At 69.2% G+C, this 17,937-nt stretch carries 13 protein-coding genes; 6 read left to right on the plus strand and 7 right to left on the minus strand.

Features of this window, described 5'->3' with window-relative positions:
* Positions 1–222: 222 nt before the first annotated feature.
* Complete coding sequence (locus tag OG584_RS12965) at positions 223–1,932, minus strand: glycerol-3-phosphate dehydrogenase/oxidase (RefSeq protein WP_405778004.1); 1,710 nt, start codon at positions 1,930–1,932, stop codon at positions 223–225.
* 217 nt (positions 1,933–2,149) lie between these two features.
* Here OG584_RS12965 and OG584_RS12970 point away from each other — a divergent pair, with 217 nt between their 5' ends.
* Together OG584_RS12970 and OG584_RS12975 are read left to right on the plus strand one after the other, a co-directional pair.
* Positions 2,150–3,400 carry a nucleotide sugar dehydrogenase gene (locus OG584_RS12970; protein WP_405778005.1) on the plus strand — a complete coding sequence of 417 codons (1,251 nt, stop codon included), beginning with the start codon at positions 2,150–2,152 and terminating at the stop codon, positions 3,398–3,400.
* 89 nt (positions 3,401–3,489) lie between these two features.
* Positions 3,490–3,984 (plus strand): hypothetical protein, encoded by a 495-nt coding sequence (locus OG584_RS12975; RefSeq protein ID WP_405778006.1) that lies wholly within the window; start codon positions 3,490–3,492, stop codon positions 3,982–3,984.
* A 234-nt stretch (positions 3,985–4,218) separates the two neighbouring features.
* On the opposite strand, the gene OG584_RS12980 is transcribed toward OG584_RS12975, so the two are convergent.
* From OG584_RS12980 to OG584_RS12995, 4 genes are all read right to left on the minus strand, one after another.
* On the minus strand, positions 4,219–5,343 hold the full coding sequence (locus OG584_RS12980; RefSeq protein WP_405778007.1) for a GuaB3 family IMP dehydrogenase-related protein: 1,125 nt from the start codon (positions 5,341–5,343) through the stop codon (positions 4,219–4,221).
* A 105-nt stretch (positions 5,344–5,448) separates the two neighbouring features.
* The gene (gene guaB / locus OG584_RS12985) at positions 5,449–6,951 is read right to left on the minus strand and encodes an IMP dehydrogenase (RefSeq protein ID WP_405778008.1); all 1,503 of its coding nucleotides are present in this window, start codon (positions 6,949–6,951) and stop codon (positions 5,449–5,451) included.
* A 449-nt stretch (positions 6,952–7,400) separates the two neighbouring features.
* Positions 7,401–7,988 (minus strand): sigma-70 family RNA polymerase sigma factor, encoded by a 588-nt coding sequence (locus OG584_RS12990; RefSeq protein ID WP_405778009.1) that lies wholly within the window; start codon positions 7,986–7,988, stop codon positions 7,401–7,403.
* Positions 7,989–8,221: 233 nt separating this feature from the next.
* A complete protein-coding gene (locus OG584_RS12995; RefSeq protein WP_003948568.1) occupies positions 8,222–8,833 on the minus strand; it encodes a response regulator transcription factor in 612 nt (203 codons plus the stop codon).
* Between the two features lie 393 nt (positions 8,834–9,226).
* Between OG584_RS12995 and OG584_RS13000 the strand changes: the two genes are divergently transcribed.
* Positions 9,227–9,550, plus strand: a complete 324-nt coding sequence (locus tag OG584_RS13000) for a WhiB family transcriptional regulator (protein WP_405778010.1) — start codon at positions 9,227–9,229, stop codon at positions 9,548–9,550.
* 450 nt (positions 9,551–10,000) lie between these two features.
* Here OG584_RS13000 and OG584_RS13005 read toward each other — a convergent pair whose 3' ends face one another.
* Positions 10,001–10,891, minus strand: coding sequence for a LysR family transcriptional regulator (locus tag OG584_RS13005; protein ID WP_405778011.1), 891 nt, complete (start codon positions 10,889–10,891; stop codon positions 10,001–10,003).
* A 91-nt stretch (positions 10,892–10,982) separates the two neighbouring features.
* On the opposite strand from OG584_RS13005, the gene OG584_RS13010 reads away from it, so the two are divergent.
* A complete protein-coding gene (locus OG584_RS13010; RefSeq protein ID WP_405778012.1) occupies positions 10,983–11,657 on the plus strand; it encodes an MOSC domain-containing protein in 675 nt (224 codons plus the stop codon).
* Positions 11,658–11,785: 128 nt separating this feature from the next.
* Positions 11,786–12,559: an SDR family NAD(P)-dependent oxidoreductase gene (locus OG584_RS13015; protein WP_405778013.1), complete on the plus strand. Its 774-nt coding sequence runs from the start codon at positions 11,786–11,788 to the stop codon at positions 12,557–12,559.
* A 372-nt stretch (positions 12,560–12,931) separates the two neighbouring features.
* Here the strand turns inward: OG584_RS13015 and OG584_RS13020 are convergent, their stop codons facing one another.
* A complete protein-coding gene (locus tag OG584_RS13020; protein ID WP_405778014.1) occupies positions 12,932–16,183 on the minus strand; it encodes a DUF2264 domain-containing protein in 3,252 nt (1,083 codons plus the stop codon).
* Between the two features lie 343 nt (positions 16,184–16,526).
* Between OG584_RS13020 and OG584_RS13025 the strand changes: the two genes are divergently transcribed.
* The gene (locus OG584_RS13025; protein ID WP_405778015.1) at positions 16,527–17,651 is read left to right on the plus strand and encodes a substrate-binding domain-containing protein; all 1,125 of its coding nucleotides are present in this window, start codon (positions 16,527–16,529) and stop codon (positions 17,649–17,651) included.
* Positions 17,652–17,937 lie beyond the last annotated feature (286 nt).

Consider the following 17,937-nt stretch of genomic DNA (forward strand, 5'->3'; position numbering starts at 1 on the left):
CGGCCGACTCAGCCCACCCGGCTCCCGCTCGACCGGCCGACTCAGCCCACCCGGCTCCCGCTTGACCAGGCAGGCTCAGCCCACCCGCCTCCCGCTCGACCGGCCGACTCAGCCCACCCGGCTCCCGCTTGACCAGGCAGGCTCAGCCCACCCGCCTCCCGCTCGACCCGGCCGACTCAGCCCACCCGCCTCCCGCTCGACCGGCCGACTCAGCCCGCCGCCTCACTCCAGCGGCACGATGTCCGGTGCCCCCAGCCTCGCCGCGTCAGCCGTCAGGTCGTCCGGCTGGCGCTGCGACTCGCGCTCGGCTTCGACCCGCTTCTCGTAGTGCTCGATCTCCGCTTCGATCCGGCTCTTGTCCCAGCCGAGCACCGGGGCCATGAGCCCGGCCGCCTCCCGTGCGCTGCGTGTGCCCCGGTCGAACGTCTCGATCGAGATTCGCGTGCGCCGCGTCAGGACATCGTCCAGATGCCTGGCCCCTTCGTGCGACGCCGCGTAGACGACCTCCGCCCGCAGGTAGTCGTCGGCGCCGCCCAGCGGCTCTCCCAGCGAGGGATCCTCGGTGATCAGGTCGAGGACCTCCTGGGTCATCGCCCCGAAGCGGTTCAGCAGGTGTTCCACCCGCGCCACATGAAGCCCCGTCCGCTTCGCGATGCGCGCCCGAGCGTTCCACAGGGCGTTGTAGCCCTCGGCTCCGATCAGCGGCACATTCTCCGTGACGCACTCGGCGACTCTCTCGTCCAGCCCGTGCACCGCCTCGTCCACCGCGTCCTTAGCCATCACGCGGTAGGTCGTGTACTTCCCGCCCGCGACAACCACCATCCCCGGCACCGGGTGCGCCACCGTGTGCTCCCGCGAGAGCTTGCTGGTCGCGTCGGACTCCCCGGCCAGCAGGGGCCGCAGGCCGGCGTACACGCCCTGCACGTCGTCGCGCGTGAGCGGGACGGCGAGCACCGAATTGACGTGTTCGAGCAGGTAGTCGATGTCGGCGCTGGACGCGGCCGGATGCGCCTTGTCGAGGTCCCAGTCCGTGTCCGTGGTCCCCACGATCCAGTGGCGCCCCCACGGGATCACGAACAGCACCGACTTCTCGGTCCGCAGGATGAGCCCGGTCGTGGAGTGGATCCGGTCCTTCGGTACGACCAGATGAATCCCCTTCGAAGCCCGCACATGGAACTGCCCGCGCTCAGCGATCAGCCCCTGGGTGTCGTCGGTCCAGACACCTGTCGAATTGACGACCTGCTTGGCACGGACCTCGTACTCGCCACCGCCTTCGGCATCCCGCACCCGCGCGCCGACGACCCGCTCGCCCTCCCGCAGGAAGCCGACGACCTTGGCCCGGTTCGCCACCAGGGCGCCGTAGCTCGCCGCCGTGCGCACCAGGGTGGCCACATGGCGCGCGTCGTCCACCTGCGCGTCGTAGTACTGCAAGGCACCGACCAGCGCGTCCTTCTTCAGCGCGGGCGCCAGTCGCAGGGCGTGCTTGCGGGTCAGATGCCGGTGCAGCGGCAGCCCCCGGCCGTGGCCGGACGAAACCGACATGGCGTCGTACAGTGCGACGCCCGAGCCCGCGTACCAGCGCTCCCAGCCCTTGTGCTGCAGCGGGTAGAGGAAGGGCACCGGCTTCACCAGGTGAGGCGCGAGCCGCTCCAGGAGAAGGCCGCGCTCCTTCAGCGCCTCCCGTACGAGCGCGAAGTCGAGCATCTCCAGATAGCGCAGACCGCCGTGGATGAGCTTGCTCGACCGGCTCGATGTACCCGAAGCCCAGTCCCTCGCTTCGACGAGCCCTGTCGCCAGCCCGCGCGTCGCGGCATCCAGCGCCGTCCCCGCGCCGACCACGCCGCCCCCCACGACCAGTACGTCCAGTTCACGCTCGGCCATCCCGGCGAGCGCCTGCGCGCGCTCCTCGGGCCCCAGTGTCGCTGTCCTCACTGCTGCCTCCCGTTGATCAGGCCGCCGGAGCGGTGTCCCGTGCACCCTCGATTCTGTCCGCGATCTCCGACTTCAGCCACCGCCTGTGGACAACACACGGACACCCCGGCCCGCCCAATACCGCAAATCGGTCATATTTACTCCTAACCTGACATTGCGCTGTCCACAGGACTTGCGCACTCGTCCCCCTCCGGCTATTGGGAAGGACGGATCACCCGTGCCCGCAGATCTCGCCGTGATCGGACTCGGCCACCTCGGCCTGCCGCTCGCCCAAGCCGCCGTCGCCACCGGCCTCGAAACCATCGGCTACGACACCGACCCGCGCCGCCTCCTTCAACTCGCCGCCGGCCACACCCCCGTCGACGGCTCCCTCAGCGCGGCCGAAATCCGCCGGATGCTCTCGGGGGGCTTCCGGCCCGTCACCGATCCGGCCCAACTGGGCCGGGTGCGTACAGCGGTCATCTGCGCACCCACTCCGCTGGGCGAGGACCGGGCCCTGGACCTGGCCCCCGTCACCGACGCGACCCGCGCGCTCGCAGCCAGGCTGCGCCCGCACACCACGGTCATCGTCGAATCAGCCGTCTACCCGGGCACCACGGAGGAAATCCTGCGCCCCCTCCTGGAGGAGGGCTCAGGGCTGCGGGCCGGCCGGGACTTCCATCTCGCGTACTCCCCCAGCCGCCTCGACCCCGGCAACCGGACCCACCCCTACGCGGCCACCCCGAAAGTCATCGGCGGCCTGACCCCCGCCTGCACGGAATCCGCGGCGGCCTTCTACGGCCGACTGAGTGACAAGGTCGTGAGGGCCCGCGGCCCCCGTGAGGCCGAAATGACCAAACTGCTCGAAACCAACTACCGCCACGTCAACATCGCCCTGGTCAACGAGATGGCCGTGCTCTGCCACGAGCTGGGCGTCGACCTCTGGGACGTCATCCGCTGCGCCGAGACGAAACCGTTCGGCTTCCAGGCCTTCCGGCCGGGTCCCGGCGTCGGCGGCCACGGCGTTCCCGTCGACACCGCAGGACCTCCGCACACCGTCCGCCCGCTGCGCATGGTCGAACTCGCCCAGCAGGTCAACGACCGGATGCCGCAGTACGTCATCCAGCGCTGCGCCACTCTCCTCAACGAGCACGGCAAGTCCGCCCGCGGCGCCCGCGTCCTGCTCCTCGGCGTCACCTACAAACCCGACCTCGCCGACCAGCAGAACTCCCCGGCCGGTGAGATCGCCCGTCGGCTGATGGACCTGGGCGCCTCGGTGAGCTACCACGACCCGTACGTCCCGGACTGGCGCATTCGCGACGTGCCGGTCCCCCGCGCGGATTCCCTCTACGAGGCGGCGGCCGGCGCGGACCTGACGGTCCTGCTCCAGCACCACCGCACGTACGACCTCCAGGGCCTCGCCGTGAAGGCCCAGCTCCTGCTCGACACCAGGGGCGCGACCCCGGTGGGAGCCGCCCACCGGTTGTGAATGCCGTGGGTGAATGTCGGCGGGGGCTGCTAGCGTTCGGCGTTCGCTTCTCGCACAGCCGTGCGTATCTGCCCCAGGGGGATCCCGTCATGACGCAGCCCGTGCCACCACCCCACTCACCGGAACCGCCCTCGTACCAACCGCCGGGCTTCGGCTACCCGATGGCGCCGCAGAGCGCCCCGCCGAAACTCAACATCGCGGGCGGAATCGTGGTCGCCGTGATCACCGCTCTCGTGGTGGGCGCCGCCTACGGGGGCATCCTCGGCAGCACGAAGCACGAGTTCGGTTACGCGGCTCTCGCTGTGGGGTTCATCATCGGTTTCGCCACGGGCAAGGTGGGCGGTGACCATGTGGGGCTCGCCGTCGTCGGCGCCGCTCTGTCGCTGGTGTCCGTCTACTTCGGGCAGTTGCTCGGCGAGGCGATCATCGCGGCCAAGCAGCTCCCGGTCTCCGTATCGGAACTGTTCTTCCAGCACTTCGGTCTGCTCAACGACGCCTGGCGGGCCGACGCGGACTTCATGAGCTACGTGTTCATCGCCATCGCCGCGGTGGCGGCCTTCGGGGGCATGAAGCGGGCCGTCTGACAGGGGCGTCCACCGAGCCCGCCCGACGGCCCGCGCGGTCAACCTCCCGCGCAGCCGACCGGCCACGCAGCCAGCAGGCCCGGACCTCGACTTCGGTCCGGGCCTGCTGGCTGTTTACTGCTTGCTGCTTGCTGCGGCCACCGATTACTTACCGCGCTGCTCACCACGTACCGGTTGATCAGTACTGGCCCAGCTCGGCCCAGCTCAGCTCAGCGCCGCCTCCATCGAGTTTCCTCAGCGCTTGTGCTGAGCGTCCGCCACGGTCACCTCGACGCGCTGGAACTCCTTCAGCTCGCTGTAACCCGTGGTCGCCATCGAGCGGCGCAGCGCCCCGAAGAAGTTCATCGACCCGTCCGGGATGTGCGACGGCCCCGCCAGGACCTCTTCGGTCGTACCGACGATGCCCAGGTCAACCAGCTTGCCGCGCGGAACGTCCTCGTGGACGGCCTCCATGCCCCAGTGGTGCCCCTTGCCGGGCGCATCCGAAGCGCGGGCCAGCGGCGAGCCGATCATGACGGAGTCCGCACCGCAGGCGATGGCCTTCGGCAGGTCGCCCGACCAGCCGACGCCGCCGTCGGCGATGACGTGCACGTACCGGCCACCGGACTCGTCCATGTAGTCGCGGCGGGCGGCAGCCACGTCGGCGACCGCGGTCGCCATCGGGACCTGGATGCCCAGCACGTTGCGCGTGGTGTGCGCGGCGCCGCCGCCGAAGCCGACGAGCACACCGGCCGCTCCCGTACGCATCAGGTGCAGCGCGGCGGTGTACGTCGCACAGCCGCCGACGATGACCGGGACATCCAGCTCGTAGATGAACTGCTTCAGGTTCAGCGGCTCGGCGGCCCCGGACACGTGCTCGGCCGAGACCGTCGTACCGCGGATGACGAAAATGTCGACGCCCGCGTCGACGACCGCCTTGGAGAACTGCGCGGTGCGCTGCGGGGAGAGCGCGGCGGCGGTGATCACACCCGAGTCACGGACCTCCTTGATCCGGAGACCGATCAGGTCCTCCTGGATCGGGGCCGCGTAGATCTCCTGGAGACGCCGCGTCGCGGTCTCCTCGTCGAGCCCGGCGATCTCGTCGAGCAGCGGCTGCGGGTCCTCGTACCGCGTCCACAGACCTTCGAGGTTCAGGACGCCCAGGCCGCCCATCTCGCCGATCCGGATGGCGGTCTGCGGGGACACGACCGAGTCCATCGGAGCGGCCAGGAACGGCAGCTCGAAGCGGTAGGCGTCGATCTGCCAGGCGATCGAGACCTCCTTCGGGTCCCGGGTGCGCCGGCTCGGCACGATGGCGATGTCGTCGAACGCGTACGCCCTGCGGCCGCGCTTGCCGCGCCCGATCTCGATCTCAGTCACGATGTGTGGCCTTTCCCTCTACGTCTGCCGTTCCAGTATCCCCGACGCGCACGTGGAAGCCCGCGGGCCGTCCGGCCCGCGGGCTTCCACGGTGGTGCGTACGCCTCAGCGCCGTGCGTAGTTCGGTGCCTCGACGGTCATCTGGATGTCGTGCGGGTGGCTCTCCTTGAGCCCCGCCGACGTGATCCGGACGAACTTGCCCTTGCTCTCCATCTCGTCGACGGAGGCCGCACCCACATACCCCATCGTCTGGCGCAGACCGCCGACGAGCTGGTGCAGGACATTGCCCAGCGGGCCCCGGTAGGGCACCTGCCCCTCGATGCCCTCGGGCACGAGCTTGTCGTCGGACGACACGTCGGCCTGGAAGTAACGGTCCTTCGAGTACGAGCGGGCCTGGCCACGCGTCTGCATCGCGCCGAGCGAGCCCATGCCGCGGTACGACTTGAACTGCTTGCCGTTGATGAAGAGCAGCTCGCCCGGCGACTCCTCGCAGCCCGCGAGCAGGCTGCCGAGCATGACGCTGTCGGCACCCGCGGCGAGCGCCTTGCCGATGTCGCCCGAGTACTGGAGACCACCGTCGCCGATCACCGGGACACCCGCGGCACGCGCGGCGAGCGCGGCCTCGTAGATCGCCGTGACCTGCGGGACTCCGATACCGGCGACCACACGGGTGGTGCAGATCGAACCCGGCCCGACCCCCACCTTGACGCCGTCCACACCAGCGTCGACCAGCGCCTGGGCGCCGTCACGAGTGGCAACGTTCCCGCCGATGACATCCACCGGGACGCCCGACTTGATCTTCGCCATCCAGTTGAGGGCGTTGCTGTTGTGGCCGTGCGAGGTGTCGACGATCAGGAAGTCGGCTCCGGCCTCGGCCAGCGCCTGTGCGCGGTCCAGCGCCTCGGGGCTGGCGCCGACGGCCGCGCCGACGAGCAGCCTGCCCTCGGCGTCCTTCGCCGCGTTCGGGTACTTCTCGGCCTTGACGAAGTCCTTGACCGTGATCAGGCCCTTGAGGATGCCCGCGTCGTTGACCAGCGGAAGCTTCTCGATCTTGTGCCGGCGCAGCAGCTGCATGGCGTCCGCGCCGGAGATCCCGACCTTGCCGGTCACCAGCGGCATCGGGGTCATGACCTCGCGCACCTGGCGGTTACGGTCGGACTCGAAGGCCATGTCGCGGTTGGTGACGATGCCCAGCAGCTTGCCCGCGGGGTCGGTCACCGGGACGCCACTGATACGGAACTTGGCGCACAGCTCGTCGGCCTCGCGCAGCGTCGCGTCCGGGTGCACCGTGATCGGGTCGGTGACCATGCCGGACTCGGAGCGCTTGACCAGATCGACCTGGTTGGCCTGGTCCTCGATGGAGAGATTGCGGTGCAGCACACCGACGCCGCCCTGCCGGGCCATGGCGATGGCCATCCGGGCCTCGGTGACCTTGTCCATGGCGGCGGACAGCAGCGGGATGTTCACGGTGACGTTCCGCGAGATCCTGGACGAGGTGTCGACAGCGTTCGGGAGCACTTCAGATGCGCCCGGCAGCAGCAGCACGTCGTCGTATGTCAGCCCGAGCGTCGCGAATTTCTCGGGCACTCCGTCGACGTTTGCAGTCATGACACCTTCCCCAAATGGCCTTGATCGGTGCGGATGTCCATGCTAACGGGCCGGAGAGGCGTCTCATTCCACGATCGGCTCAATCCGGAATCCTTGGAGGTTTCTACCGTCCGGGATGATCTACGCCCACCCGCCCTGTGTGCCAGGCGGCCCTGCCCCTGTCCAGCCTGCTCACAGCGCCCGACCGGCACCCGCCGTCGGCCGCACCGGTAGCCTGCCCCGCGCCGGCAGCTGCCCGCAGCTGCTGCTCAGCACGGCTTGCCTCTTGCGCTGATCCGGTTTTTTGGCACTGCCCTACTTCTTGGGCATTGATCTATCTCTCGCGCTGATCCACTTCTGGCGCTGATCCACTTCTCGCACTGATCAGCTTCTCGCACTGATCTGCTTCTCGCACTGGTCTGAAGCGGCACACGTCCGCCGCCGTCGCTCGCCCGCTGCTCCTGCCGCCGCTACTGCTCGGCGAGCGCCCGCAGCCGACTCAGTGCGCGGTGTTGTGCGACCCGTACGGCCCCCGGCGACATCCCCAGCATCTGGCCGGTCTCCTCGGCGGTCAGCCCGACAGCAACCCGCAGCACCAGCAGTTCGCGCTGGTTCTCCGGGAGGTTGGCCAGCAGTTTCCTGGCCCAGGCGGCATCGCTGCTGAGCAGCGCCCGCTCCTCGGGGCCGAGCGAATCGTCCGGCCGCTCAGGCATCTCGTCCGACGGCACGGCCGTGGATCCGGGGTGGCGCATGGCCGCCCGCTGAAGATCGGCGACCTTGTGAGTGGCGATGGCGAAGACGAAGGCCTCGAACGGCCTGCCCGTGTCCTTGTAGCGCGGCAGCGCCATCAGGACAGCCACACAGACCTCCTGCGCGAGATCCTCCACGAAGTGACGGGCGTCACCGGGCAGGCGGTTCAGCCGCGTACGGCAGTAGCGCAGGGCCAGCGGGTGGACGTGCGCCAGCAGATCGTGGGTGGCCTGCTGATCTCCGTCAACGGCGAGATGGACGAGCGCGCCGATGGCCCCATGGGCGTTCGCACCCTCGTCGTCACGCATCGGTCCATGGTGCCTGGGCACCGAACCATCCGCTTCACCGCGCTCGTAGTTGTGCACTGAAGCGTTATGAGCAGGTGCGCCGGAACTCATCCCCTGCGCCCTCCCCTCCCGCTCGAACGACTCGTCCCCGAGGAACTCCACACCTCAAGGATGCGGCATCACGCGGGAAACAGAGTTGGGGCGTCCGCCACCCCGTCCGCCACCGAGCGGACGGGGGTCCTGCCGAGCATCTTCTAACGAACCAGGCCCCACCGGAAACCGAGCGCCACCGCGTGTGCACGGTCCGAGGCACCGAGCTTCTTGAAAAGCCTTCTGGCGTGCGTCTTCACCGTGTCCTCGGAGAGGAAGAGCTCCCGGCCGATCTCAGCGTTCGACCGGCCGTGACTCATCCCTTCGAGTACCTGGATCTCACGCGCGGTAAGCGTGGGAGCCGCGCCCATTTCGGCCGAACGGAGTCGCCGGGGGGCGAGCCGCCAGGTCGGGTCGGCAAGCGCCTGCGTGACCGTCGCACGCAGTTCGGCGCGCGAGGCGTCCTTGTGCAGATAGCCGCGGGCACCGGCGGCGACCGCCAGCGCGACACCGTCCAGATCCTCGGCGACCGTCAGCATGATGATCCGGGCGCCGGGGTCCGCGGAGAGCAGTCGGCGTACCGTCTCCACCCCACCCAGGCCGGGCATGCGTACGTCCATCAGAATCAGGTCCGAGCGGTCGGCTCCCCAGCGGCGTAGGACTTCCTCGCCGTTGGCCGCCGTCGTCACACGCTCGACGCCGGGCACGGTCGCGACCGCGCGACGGAGCGCCTCTCGGGCAAGCGGGGAATCGTCGCAGACGAGGACGGATGTCATGACCGCCCTCCGCAGCTGATGCGCGTCACCTTGAGCCTCCAGGCTGGGTACGAATCGTCACCTGTGCGGTCGACGCCTCTCGGACATGTGCCCGAGCGCTTGTTGTTTCAACCGCCCACGCACTCTCAACGATGGTCACTCGAAAGAGTTACGGGCCGGACGGCCGCCTTCGGCACTCTACGTGAGGGGTCGATCGCGGAGGAGAGTCCCACGCACCTTTTGTCCAGTTTGAAAGATAGTGACCCATTTAGCTGCTTTTCTTCCATTTTGCTGGTGTCTATGCCTAGATTCGTAATGAGTCATATTTACATCTACTTACATCGTGGATGTACGGTCGCGGGCGCGGTCGACATCACCGCCCCCGCCTCAGCAACGGCTTCAAGGGGACAAGCAATGGCAGATTTTTCCCGCCTTCCCGGACCCAATGCCGACCTATGGGACTGGCAGCTCCTCGCCGCCTGTCGCGGGGTGGACAGCTCGCTCTTCTTCCATCCGGAGGGCGAACGGGGCGCGGCCCGCAGTGCTCGTGAGACCTCGGCGAAAGAGGTCTGCATGCGCTGCCCGGTCCGTGCGGAGTGCGCGGCGCACGCACTCGCCGTACGCGAGCCCTACGGGGTGTGGGGCGGGCTGACCGAGGACGAACGCGAGGAGCTGATGGGCCGTGCACGCAATCGGCTGATCGCCGCAGCGTCCCCGAACGGGTCCGGCCCCGCATAGCTGTCCAGCACGGAACACTTGAGGGAAACGTTCCTGCACGCCGACGTGCCGCTCGCCCGTTTCAACCGTGCCGCAGGCACGGCCCCGGCATATCGCAGGCACGACTTCCGTATGTCCGCAGACCATCAGGCCGCGTGCCCCGTGGCCCCGGCGCCGCGGCACTGCATGCCCACGCAGGCCTGGGCGGCCCGCCGGACCACTCCCCGCGGGCCGGGCTTCGCGCATGCCCGCATGGCCTTCGTGTGGGCCGGCACGGTCTGGTTCCGGGCTGTTCAGTCGGTCAGTCGCTGTACACGTCCCGCCCGCCGCACGCGCCCTGCGCACTCCTTCAAGTGCACCGCACACGAGAGCGCACCTCACACGACAGCACCTCGCAGGGCACGGCCGCAGCCACTCAGCGGCGTCCTGATCACAGCGCCGGCGCAAGCGGATTCGCGGCCCGGCAGCGGCTCAGCGCGCGGCGGCTCGGGCAAGCCGGTCCAGGGTCGCCGCGACGGCGGGCACCTGGGCGAGGTCCGGGAGCGTCAGAGCGACGATCTCGCGCTGGACCGCCGGTTCCACCGAAACGGTCCGGGCCCCCTTGGGACGTACGGACTCGATCGCCAGCTCCGGCAGCACTGCGACCCCGAGACCCGCACCGACCAGACCGATCACGGCCGGGTAGTCATCCGTGGCGAAGTCGATCCGAGGGGTGAAGCCCGCACTCTCGCAGACCTCGACCAGCTGACGGCGACAGCGCGGGCAGCCCGCGATCCAGGACTCCTCGGCCAGGTCGCCCACGGTGATGGTGCCCGCATCGGCCAGCCTGTGCCCGGCGGGGACCAGCCCGACCATGCGGTCGGTGAGCAGCGGCCGTACGACCAGGTCGTCCCACTCGTCCGTGGCGGGTCCGTAGCGGAAGGCGAGCGCCACATCGCAGTCCCCTTCGCGCACCATCTCCACGGAACGCGGCGGCTCCCCCTCGACCAGCGAGACCCGGGTGCCGGGGTGGGCGGCCCGCAGCGCCGCCAGGGCGGTGGGCACCAGCGTCGAGCTGCCGCTGGGGAACGACACCAGTCGCACCCGGCCCGCACGCAGCCCGGCAATGGCTGCGACCTCCTCCTCGGCGGCCGTCAGTCCGGCGAGGATGCCGCCCGCGTGGCGCACCAGTGCCTCGCCGGCCTGTGTGAGGCGCATTTCACGACCCGTACGGATCAGTAGCGTCGTACCCGAGGACGACTCCAGCGCCTTCATCTGCTGGCTGACCGCGGGCTGGGTGCAGCCCAGTTCACGTGCGGCGGCCGAGAAGGATCCGGTGGCGGCGACGGCTCGCAGGACGCGGAGATGACGGGCCTCAATCATAAATGCGAGCATAAGCGATTCTTGGAGCAGGCGTGGCTTATCGCATGGTGGCTATGACAGCGATGCGGCAGCGGCCCTCTAGCCTTTCTTCATGAGACTCCTGTCAGTGAATGTGGGGCGCGCCAGGGCCGCCGAGTACACGGACGCCGAGGGCGGGCGGACCGGCGTCGACAAGCGGCCGGTCGACGGCCCCGTACGTGTTTTCCAGCCGGGCCCCAAGGGCGTGGGCGCGAGCGGGGTCGAGGGGGACGCGGTCTGTGATTTGCGCTTCCACGGCGGCAACGACCGCGCGGTGTACGCCTTCGCCCGCGAGGACCTCGACGCGTGGGAGCGGGATCTGGGCCGCCCGCTCGCCGATGGCTCCTTCGCCGAGAATCTCACCACCAGTGGCGTCGATGTGAGCGGTGCTCTCATCGGTGAGCGGTGGCGTGTCGGCCCCGACGTCGTACTCGAAGTCACGGGCGGCCGCATTCCCTGCCGTACGTTCCAGGGGCACGTGGGCGAACAGGGCTGGGTCAAGCGCTTCACTCTGGCCGGGGCTCCCGGGGCGTTGCTGCGGGTGATCCGGCCGGGCGCTTTCAGCGCGGGCGACCCCGTGGAGGTCGTACGCAGGCCGGAGCACGACATCACGGTGGCACTGCTCTTCCGCGCGGCGACGCTCGAACGCACGTTGCTGCCCCGCACCCTGGTGGCGGCGGAGTGGATGGAGTCGGGGCTGCTGACCGTGGCCCGTGAATACACGGACAAGCATGGAAGTTCGGACTGACGGTCCGGAGAACGGACCGCTTGCCCTTCCGGAGTGGTGAACGTCGCGTGCGCGGGCGCGGCGACAGCCGCGTGGACGGCCGGACGCGCATCGCCGCGGCGGCCTGGTGGGGCACTAACGTTCCGCCCATGACGACAGCACTGATCACGGGCGCGACAGCGGGAATCGGAGCCGCTTTCGCGCGGCGACTGGCCACGGAGGGCCACAACCTCGTTCTGGTGGCACGCAATACGGAACGGTTGCAGGAGCAGGCGACCGAGCTGCACGACCGACACGGCATCGAAGCCGAGGTGCTGCCCGCGGATCTCGGCACCGACGACGGCATCGCCCTCGTGGAGAAGCGCCTCACGGACTCACGGAACGCGATCGACCTGCTGGTCAACAACGCCGGCTTCGGGAACAAGGGCCAGTTCCTCGATGTCCCGATGGCCGACGAACTGACCATGCTCAAGGTTCACTGTGAGGCAGTGCTGCGGCTGACCTCGGCTGTGGTGCCCGGGATGCGGGCACGGGGACGTGGCGGAGTCGTCAATGTGGCGTCGGTGGCGGCGTTCCTGCCCCGCGGGACGTACGGCGCTTCGAAGGCGTGGGTCGTGCAGTTCACTCAGGGCGCTGCCAGGGACCTGGCCGGCTCAGGGGTACGGCTGATGGCGCTGTGCCCGGGTTTTGTTCGTACGGAATTCCACGAGCGGGCGGGCATGGGAACGGACAACATCCCCGGGTGGATGTGGCTGGACGCCGACAAGTTGGTGACGGCCGCGCTCGCCGATCTCTCGCGCGGAAAGTCACTGTCGATTCCCGACCCCCGTTACAAGGCGCTGATGGGCGCGGTGAAGCTGGCACCTCGCGGCCTGCTCGGAGGCATCACGTCCAAGACAGGCCGCAAGTACGGCCCTCAGTAGTCGCGTCGTCTGCTGCGGCTGTCGGGTGGCTGCGGCTGTCGTCTACTGCAGCTGTCAGGTGGCTGCGGCTGTTGGGCGGGCTGGGGCAGACGCGTGGGTATCCGGTGCCGCGTGAGCTTCTGCTGTCATGTTGTCGAAGGCGGTTGCGACAGGTGCAGCAGCTGTTCGGCCCAGCCAACCGGTGCACTCCTCAGTCGTCGGTGCCGGTCGAGACAGCCCGGATCAGTACATAGCCAGGACAGCCGCTGTCCAGCCCTGCAGGGCTGGGCTGCAGGGCTGGGCTGCAGGGCTGGGCTGCAGGGCTGGGCTGCAGGGCTGGAGCTGTCCTGGACTTGGGCACCGGCGGATCCTGATCAGGGGTGGGCGTCCCGCTCAGCGGTGGACGCCCGTCCCTGCGTAGGCGCCGATGTTGGGATCACCCGGCTTCACCTTGTTGCCGAAGTAGTCCCTTCCGCCGTTGTCAGGGATCACGGTTCCTGCGCCGATGGCGGGTGAGCCCTCCGCCAGACGGAAATCGCCTCGCAGCAGCGGGTCGGACGTGAGCCCTCCCGGGTTGGGGCGCGTCAGGTCGATTCCGTGGAAGACGTTGTGGTCGAGGTCCAGGCCCGGCGTCGGGTTGGAGAAGCCGTAGCCGCCGGTGCCCCCGCTCACGAAGATGTTGTTGCGGATGTGCTGCTCGTGCTGGGTGGTGGCGGGGCTGTTGTTGTCGTCCTGGACCAGAAACCCGGGGGTCGTCTGCTTGTTGGAGAAGGAGTTGTTGTAGATCTGGGTGTTGAGGATGGGGCCCGCGCAGTTCTGGAGCAGCCGGGTGGAGTCGTTGTCGCTCACGTTGTACCGGGCGACCGTGTCGATGGTCTTCGCCCCGCTGTAGGGACAGACCAGCAGGAAGCCGCCCTTGTTGTCGTGACTGTAGTTGTACTGGAAGACGGTGTGGCTGGATGCGCCGTCGGCGTCGAAGGACATGCCGTCGTGGCTGTTTCCCCCGCCCGAGACCTCGTTGTGCTGGATCAGCGTGTCGTCGGTGTTGAACGTCCAGATACCGGCGTTGGCGGAGGGTGAACGCAGCTGGAACCCGTCGACCCGGTTGCGCTCCACCACGGCGCCGCTCGTGGTGTCCAGTTTCATCCCGTCGCCGCCGATGGACTTCAGGGTGTTGTCGTGAACACGGACGCCGGTGGACGGGGTCCAGGCGCCGGGATAGACGTTGGGGTCCTGCTGCTGGCCCACCAGATCACGCTTGGAGAACGTCGACTTGAAGTAGATGCCCTCGCGGTCGACGTTCTCGATGCGGTTGTGGTGAATGTCCAGCCCGTCGTAACTACTGGCCTTCGCCGTGCCCTCGACGTCGATGTGGATGGCGCTGGAGCCGGTGAGTGTCTTGGCGTCACCACCACGGACGTCGTGGATGTACAGGTGGTCGATCTCGAATCCGTGAGCGGTGCCGTAGTCGGTGAGGCGGAGCCGGACGGCGTTGCGCTCACTGCCGGGGTCCGCGGCATTGGTGATCTCCAGCCCGGCCAGGCGGACGTACTGGGTGTTGGAGAGCAGTACTGCGTCGTGGGCGCCCGCACCATCGATCCGTGCGCGTCCCTTACCCGGCCCGTAATCGGCGATGGTGAAGGGGGCGCGGGCCGAGCCGGATCCCTTCGGCGTCAGGGAACCTGTGCACGTCGTACCTCGTTTGAAGAGGAGACGGTCGCCGGGCGCATAGGTGTGTGCGTTGGCCTGGGCGAGGGTGACCCAGGGGTGGCGCGCCGAGCCGTCGTTGCGGGCGGAGGCGGCGGGTCCGGTCGTGGGCAGGGGTGCGGTTGCGCGTGCGGCCGAGCAGTCGACGTGGAAGGTGGCTCCGGGGTGGGGGGCCGCCTGGGCGGGGGAAGCTGTCAGTCCGGTCACAGCGAGGCCGGTCGCCACCAGGGCGGTCGCGACAAGGCCGGTGAGGGACGCGGTGGTCGGGGAAGTGTGCGCAAAGTACGCAAGGCGGTGTCTCATCGTTCCTCCGGGAGGGTGGGGTACGGCGGTGGCGCCGTCCTGCCAGGTCACGTGGATCGTTCGGGGACGGATGACACGGATGTCCACGAGGGACGCGGCGAACTCAGCGGGCTCGGCGGGCTCGGCGGGCTCGGCGGGCTCGGCGGCAGATTCACCGGTGAGGAGGCGGGACTCACGAACAGCGACTCGGCTTCGGTGATGAAACCGTCGAGGACGAGGACCTGCGAACTCGGACCGAACAGGGGTCGGGCCGTCGATGAGTAGGCGGGCTTCCGCTTCGCCGTAGCCGTTAGCCGTAGCCGTAGCCGTGGAGGGTGGAGCTGAGCACTCAGGACGGTGGCAGCGGGTCCTGCGCCGCCGGGCGGGGCAGAGATCCCTGGGGCGGTTGCCACGGAAGCGCTGGGGGGCGGCAGTGGCAGCAGTGGGGTTGCCGAACGCGCTGTAGACGTCAGGTACATCGGAGGGGCCGGTCGCGCCGGCGGCACCGATCTCCTTGACCGTGTCGAATCCACAGACGGGGCCGAATCTCGGGCCGAACGTGCTGACCAGGCTTGGTCGGCCGACCAAGCCGGATCGGCCGACCAGGCCAAATGGGACGACCAGGTCGAATGGGCCGACCAGGCCGGATTTGCTGGCTGCCGCGACGGCCCAGCCGCTCTGACGTACCTGGGTCCCCACGTCCGCTCCGACGACCGAGTGCGCACGGGCTTCCGCCCGGCTGTGGACCGGAGCGGTGGAGACGATCCGGACGCTGGGAAGCGGTGCGGTAATGGATGCCACCCCTTCCGGCCCGGTGGCCGGAGGAGTCACCGGGCTCCGGGGGATGGACGCATCGTCCGCGCCGAACATCCGCGTGTACGCGTCGAGATGGGCACGCAGCCGACGCCCGTACCGGGCGGGCAGCTTCTCGTCCCTGCCGAGATGGGTGTGCAGGACCGGGTAGAAGTGCATCGCCCAGGCGTTGCAGTGGTCGAAGGGACGGTTGGGGCCGTCGTTGTACCAGCCCTCCCCGAGCCTCCACTCCTCGATACGTTCCAGCGCGTGATCGATCGGCTGTCGCGTACTTTCGGTCTCAATTCCCGCGTCCTGCGGGAAAACGGCGACAGTGAGGCCGAAGAGCCACCAGTTGTTGTCCACGGGTGACGGGCCGAGCGCCGGAAGCAGCCAACCGTCGGCCTGCTGCTGCGTGTGGTCGCCCGGGGTGTCCCGCAGCCAGGGGCGCGTCAGGCGCAGACCGAGCGTGACGGTCGCGGATTTGGCGCAGGCCTGCGGAGTGACCGGCATCCGGTGTCGGCGATCCGCGTTGCCGGGGCCCGCCGCCCACGAAGCCGGAGACCTCCCCACCGTGAGTCCCTCAGCGAAGCGCGGGAGGAAACAGTGTGGATCATGGCCTTCCGCACCTGCGACCCGGAAGGCGGCAAGGAGCCAGGTGCGGGCGTACCCTTCGAGGCCGTCGGAGCGCGGGCCCGACCAACTGGGCCGACGGCCAGGGAGGTTGACCAGACCATGACGGGACGATGCGTACGGACGCACGGTCGGCAGCAGTCCGTCGGCTGCCGCTTCCCAGTCGGCACTAGCCCAACCGGTGTACGGGCCGGGCAGGCCGACCAGGCTCGACAGAACAGGGCTCAGCATGAGGCTCCCCGGAGGCGTACTTCGGCGTCGCCCGGAATTTTGAACCCGCGAATGATCGAACGTCAACACAGAAGTAACGAATGATCGAAACTCCCATCGTTCGATCAATTTGCATTAAGGTCTGACCGTAAGGTCCGCCCCCGCCCCCACCGACCGTGCCCGAGCGGACCGCGACCGGCCGCCACCCGGCACCCAGCCGGCCACTCACCGGACCGGTCGAACACCACACCTGCCGGTCGTCACGCGCCCGGACACTCGGACGCTCGACCACCCGGCCACACGTCCACCAGCTGCCACACACCAGTCACCACAGAGCCATCAGACCGCGAGGGGAATCGCCGCCGTGCGCGAGAGTGCCGACGAACGCCATGACCGACTACTGGATCTCGTACGGGAGCAGGGGTCGTCCCGCGTCTCAGACCTCGCCGCGGAGCTCGGCGTCTCCACCGTCACGGTCCGACGGGACGTCGAGGCTCTGGCGCAGCGCGGACTGCTCGATCGCGTGCACGGCTCGGTCTCCTGGCCGCGGTCCGCGGTTGCGGCAGCCGGGCCGGGATCGCCGCCCGGCGGTGGCGGCCTGGTTCTCGGGCTGCTGGCCCCCTCTGCGACCTACTACTTCGCCGAGGTGATCAGAGGCGCGCACGACGCGGCCGCGCAAGCAGGCGCACGACTCATCCTGCGGATCTCCGACTACCGGCCCGAGGAGGACAAGGCCCGCACGGAGGGCCTGCTCGCTGCCGGCGCCGAGGGGCTGCTGATCGCACCGGGGTGGCAGGCCGCCGGTGACCAGGCGGCTTACGGCGACTGGATGTCGGAGCTGTCAGTGCCTGCCGTGCTCCTGGAGCGGCAGCCGGCTCCGGGCAGCCCTCTCGACGACATGGACCGGGTCTGCTCCGATCACCGGCACGGTGTGCTGCTGGCCGTGCGCCACCTGATCCGCCTCGGGCACGGGACGCCTCTGCTCGTCGCGCGCGCGGACAGCCCGACTGCGCTCGCGGTACGGGCGGGATACGACGAGGCGCTGGGCGCCCTGGGCCTCGAGCAGCCACGCCCCGTGATCGATTCAGTGCCGGCCGAACTCGACCGAGGCCGCTTCGAAGAGGCCGTACGAGCTGTTCAAGCCGCGGTGACCACGGGGGGCGTGACGGCGGCACTGGTCCACAACGACGTGGACGCCATCCATCTGGTGCAGCGTCTGGCCGAGTTGGGCGTACGCGTGCCGGAGGATCTGGCCCTGGTTGCCTATGACGATGAGGTGGCCGCCCTGGCGGACACACCGCTCACCGCGGTGGCTCCCCCGAAGCGCCAGGTCGGGCTGTACGGGACCCGCCTGCTGGTCGAACGGCTGAGCACAGGGCCGCGCGGCCGGCCCCTCGGGCGCCGGGAGCAGGAGGAGCCGGGCCAGCATCTGGCGCTGCTCCCCAGGCTTCACGTACGGGTGTCCTGCGGGGCGGCCGCACCTCGTTAGAGCTCACGGGCAGTGCTCGCCGGGAGCGCTCGTCGGGGCCGCCCGCCGGGCGAACGCGCCGGGGGCAAAGGGGCAGCCGGGGCGGACGGCGGCAGGGCAGCTGCGGGACAGCCGCGGGACAGGACAGCGGCGCGGATTCCCGCGGGGCCGCTGCGGTCTCTGCTCGTTCGGATTCGATAACGCTCTGATCTTTTTTCGATCATTCAATCTTTCGCTCTTGACTTCGGTCATTGTGAGGCCAAGGATCACGGCCAACGTCAATGTCGCCGCTAGCTCAGGAGTCTCG

The organism is Streptomyces sp. NBC_00859 (genome assembly GCF_045161865.1).
In the GTDB taxonomy this organism is placed as follows: domain Bacteria; phylum Actinomycetota; class Actinomycetes; order Streptomycetales; family Streptomycetaceae; genus Streptomyces.

Coding starts and splice junctions, on each gene's coding strand:
- OG584_RS12975 (WP_405778006.1), top strand. CDS start 3,490: ATGACGCAGCCCGTGCCACCACCCCACTCACCGGAACCGCCCTCGTAC.
- guaB (WP_405778008.1), bottom strand. CDS start 6,951: ATGACTGCAAACGTCGACGGAGTGCCCGAGAAATTCGCGACGCTCGGG.
- OG584_RS12990 (WP_405778009.1), bottom strand. CDS start 7,988: ATGCGTGACGACGAGGGTGCGAACGCCCATGGGGCCATCGGCGCGCTC.
- OG584_RS12995 (WP_003948568.1), bottom strand. CDS start 8,833: ATGACATCCGTCCTCGTCTGCGACGATTCCCCGCTTGCCCGAGAGGCG.
- OG584_RS13000 (WP_405778010.1), top strand. CDS start 9,227: ATGGCAGATTTTTCCCGCCTTCCCGGACCCAATGCCGACCTATGGGAC.
- OG584_RS13005 (WP_405778011.1), bottom strand. CDS start 10,891: ATGATTGAGGCCCGTCATCTCCGCGTCCTGCGAGCCGTCGCCGCCACC.
- OG584_RS13010 (WP_405778012.1), top strand. CDS start 10,983: ATGAGACTCCTGTCAGTGAATGTGGGGCGCGCCAGGGCCGCCGAGTAC.
- OG584_RS13015 (WP_405778013.1), top strand. CDS start 11,786: ATGACGACAGCACTGATCACGGGCGCGACAGCGGGAATCGGAGCCGCT.
- OG584_RS13020 (WP_405778014.1), bottom strand. CDS start 16,183: ATGCTGAGCCCTGTTCTGTCGAGCCTGGTCGGCCTGCCCGGCCCGTAC.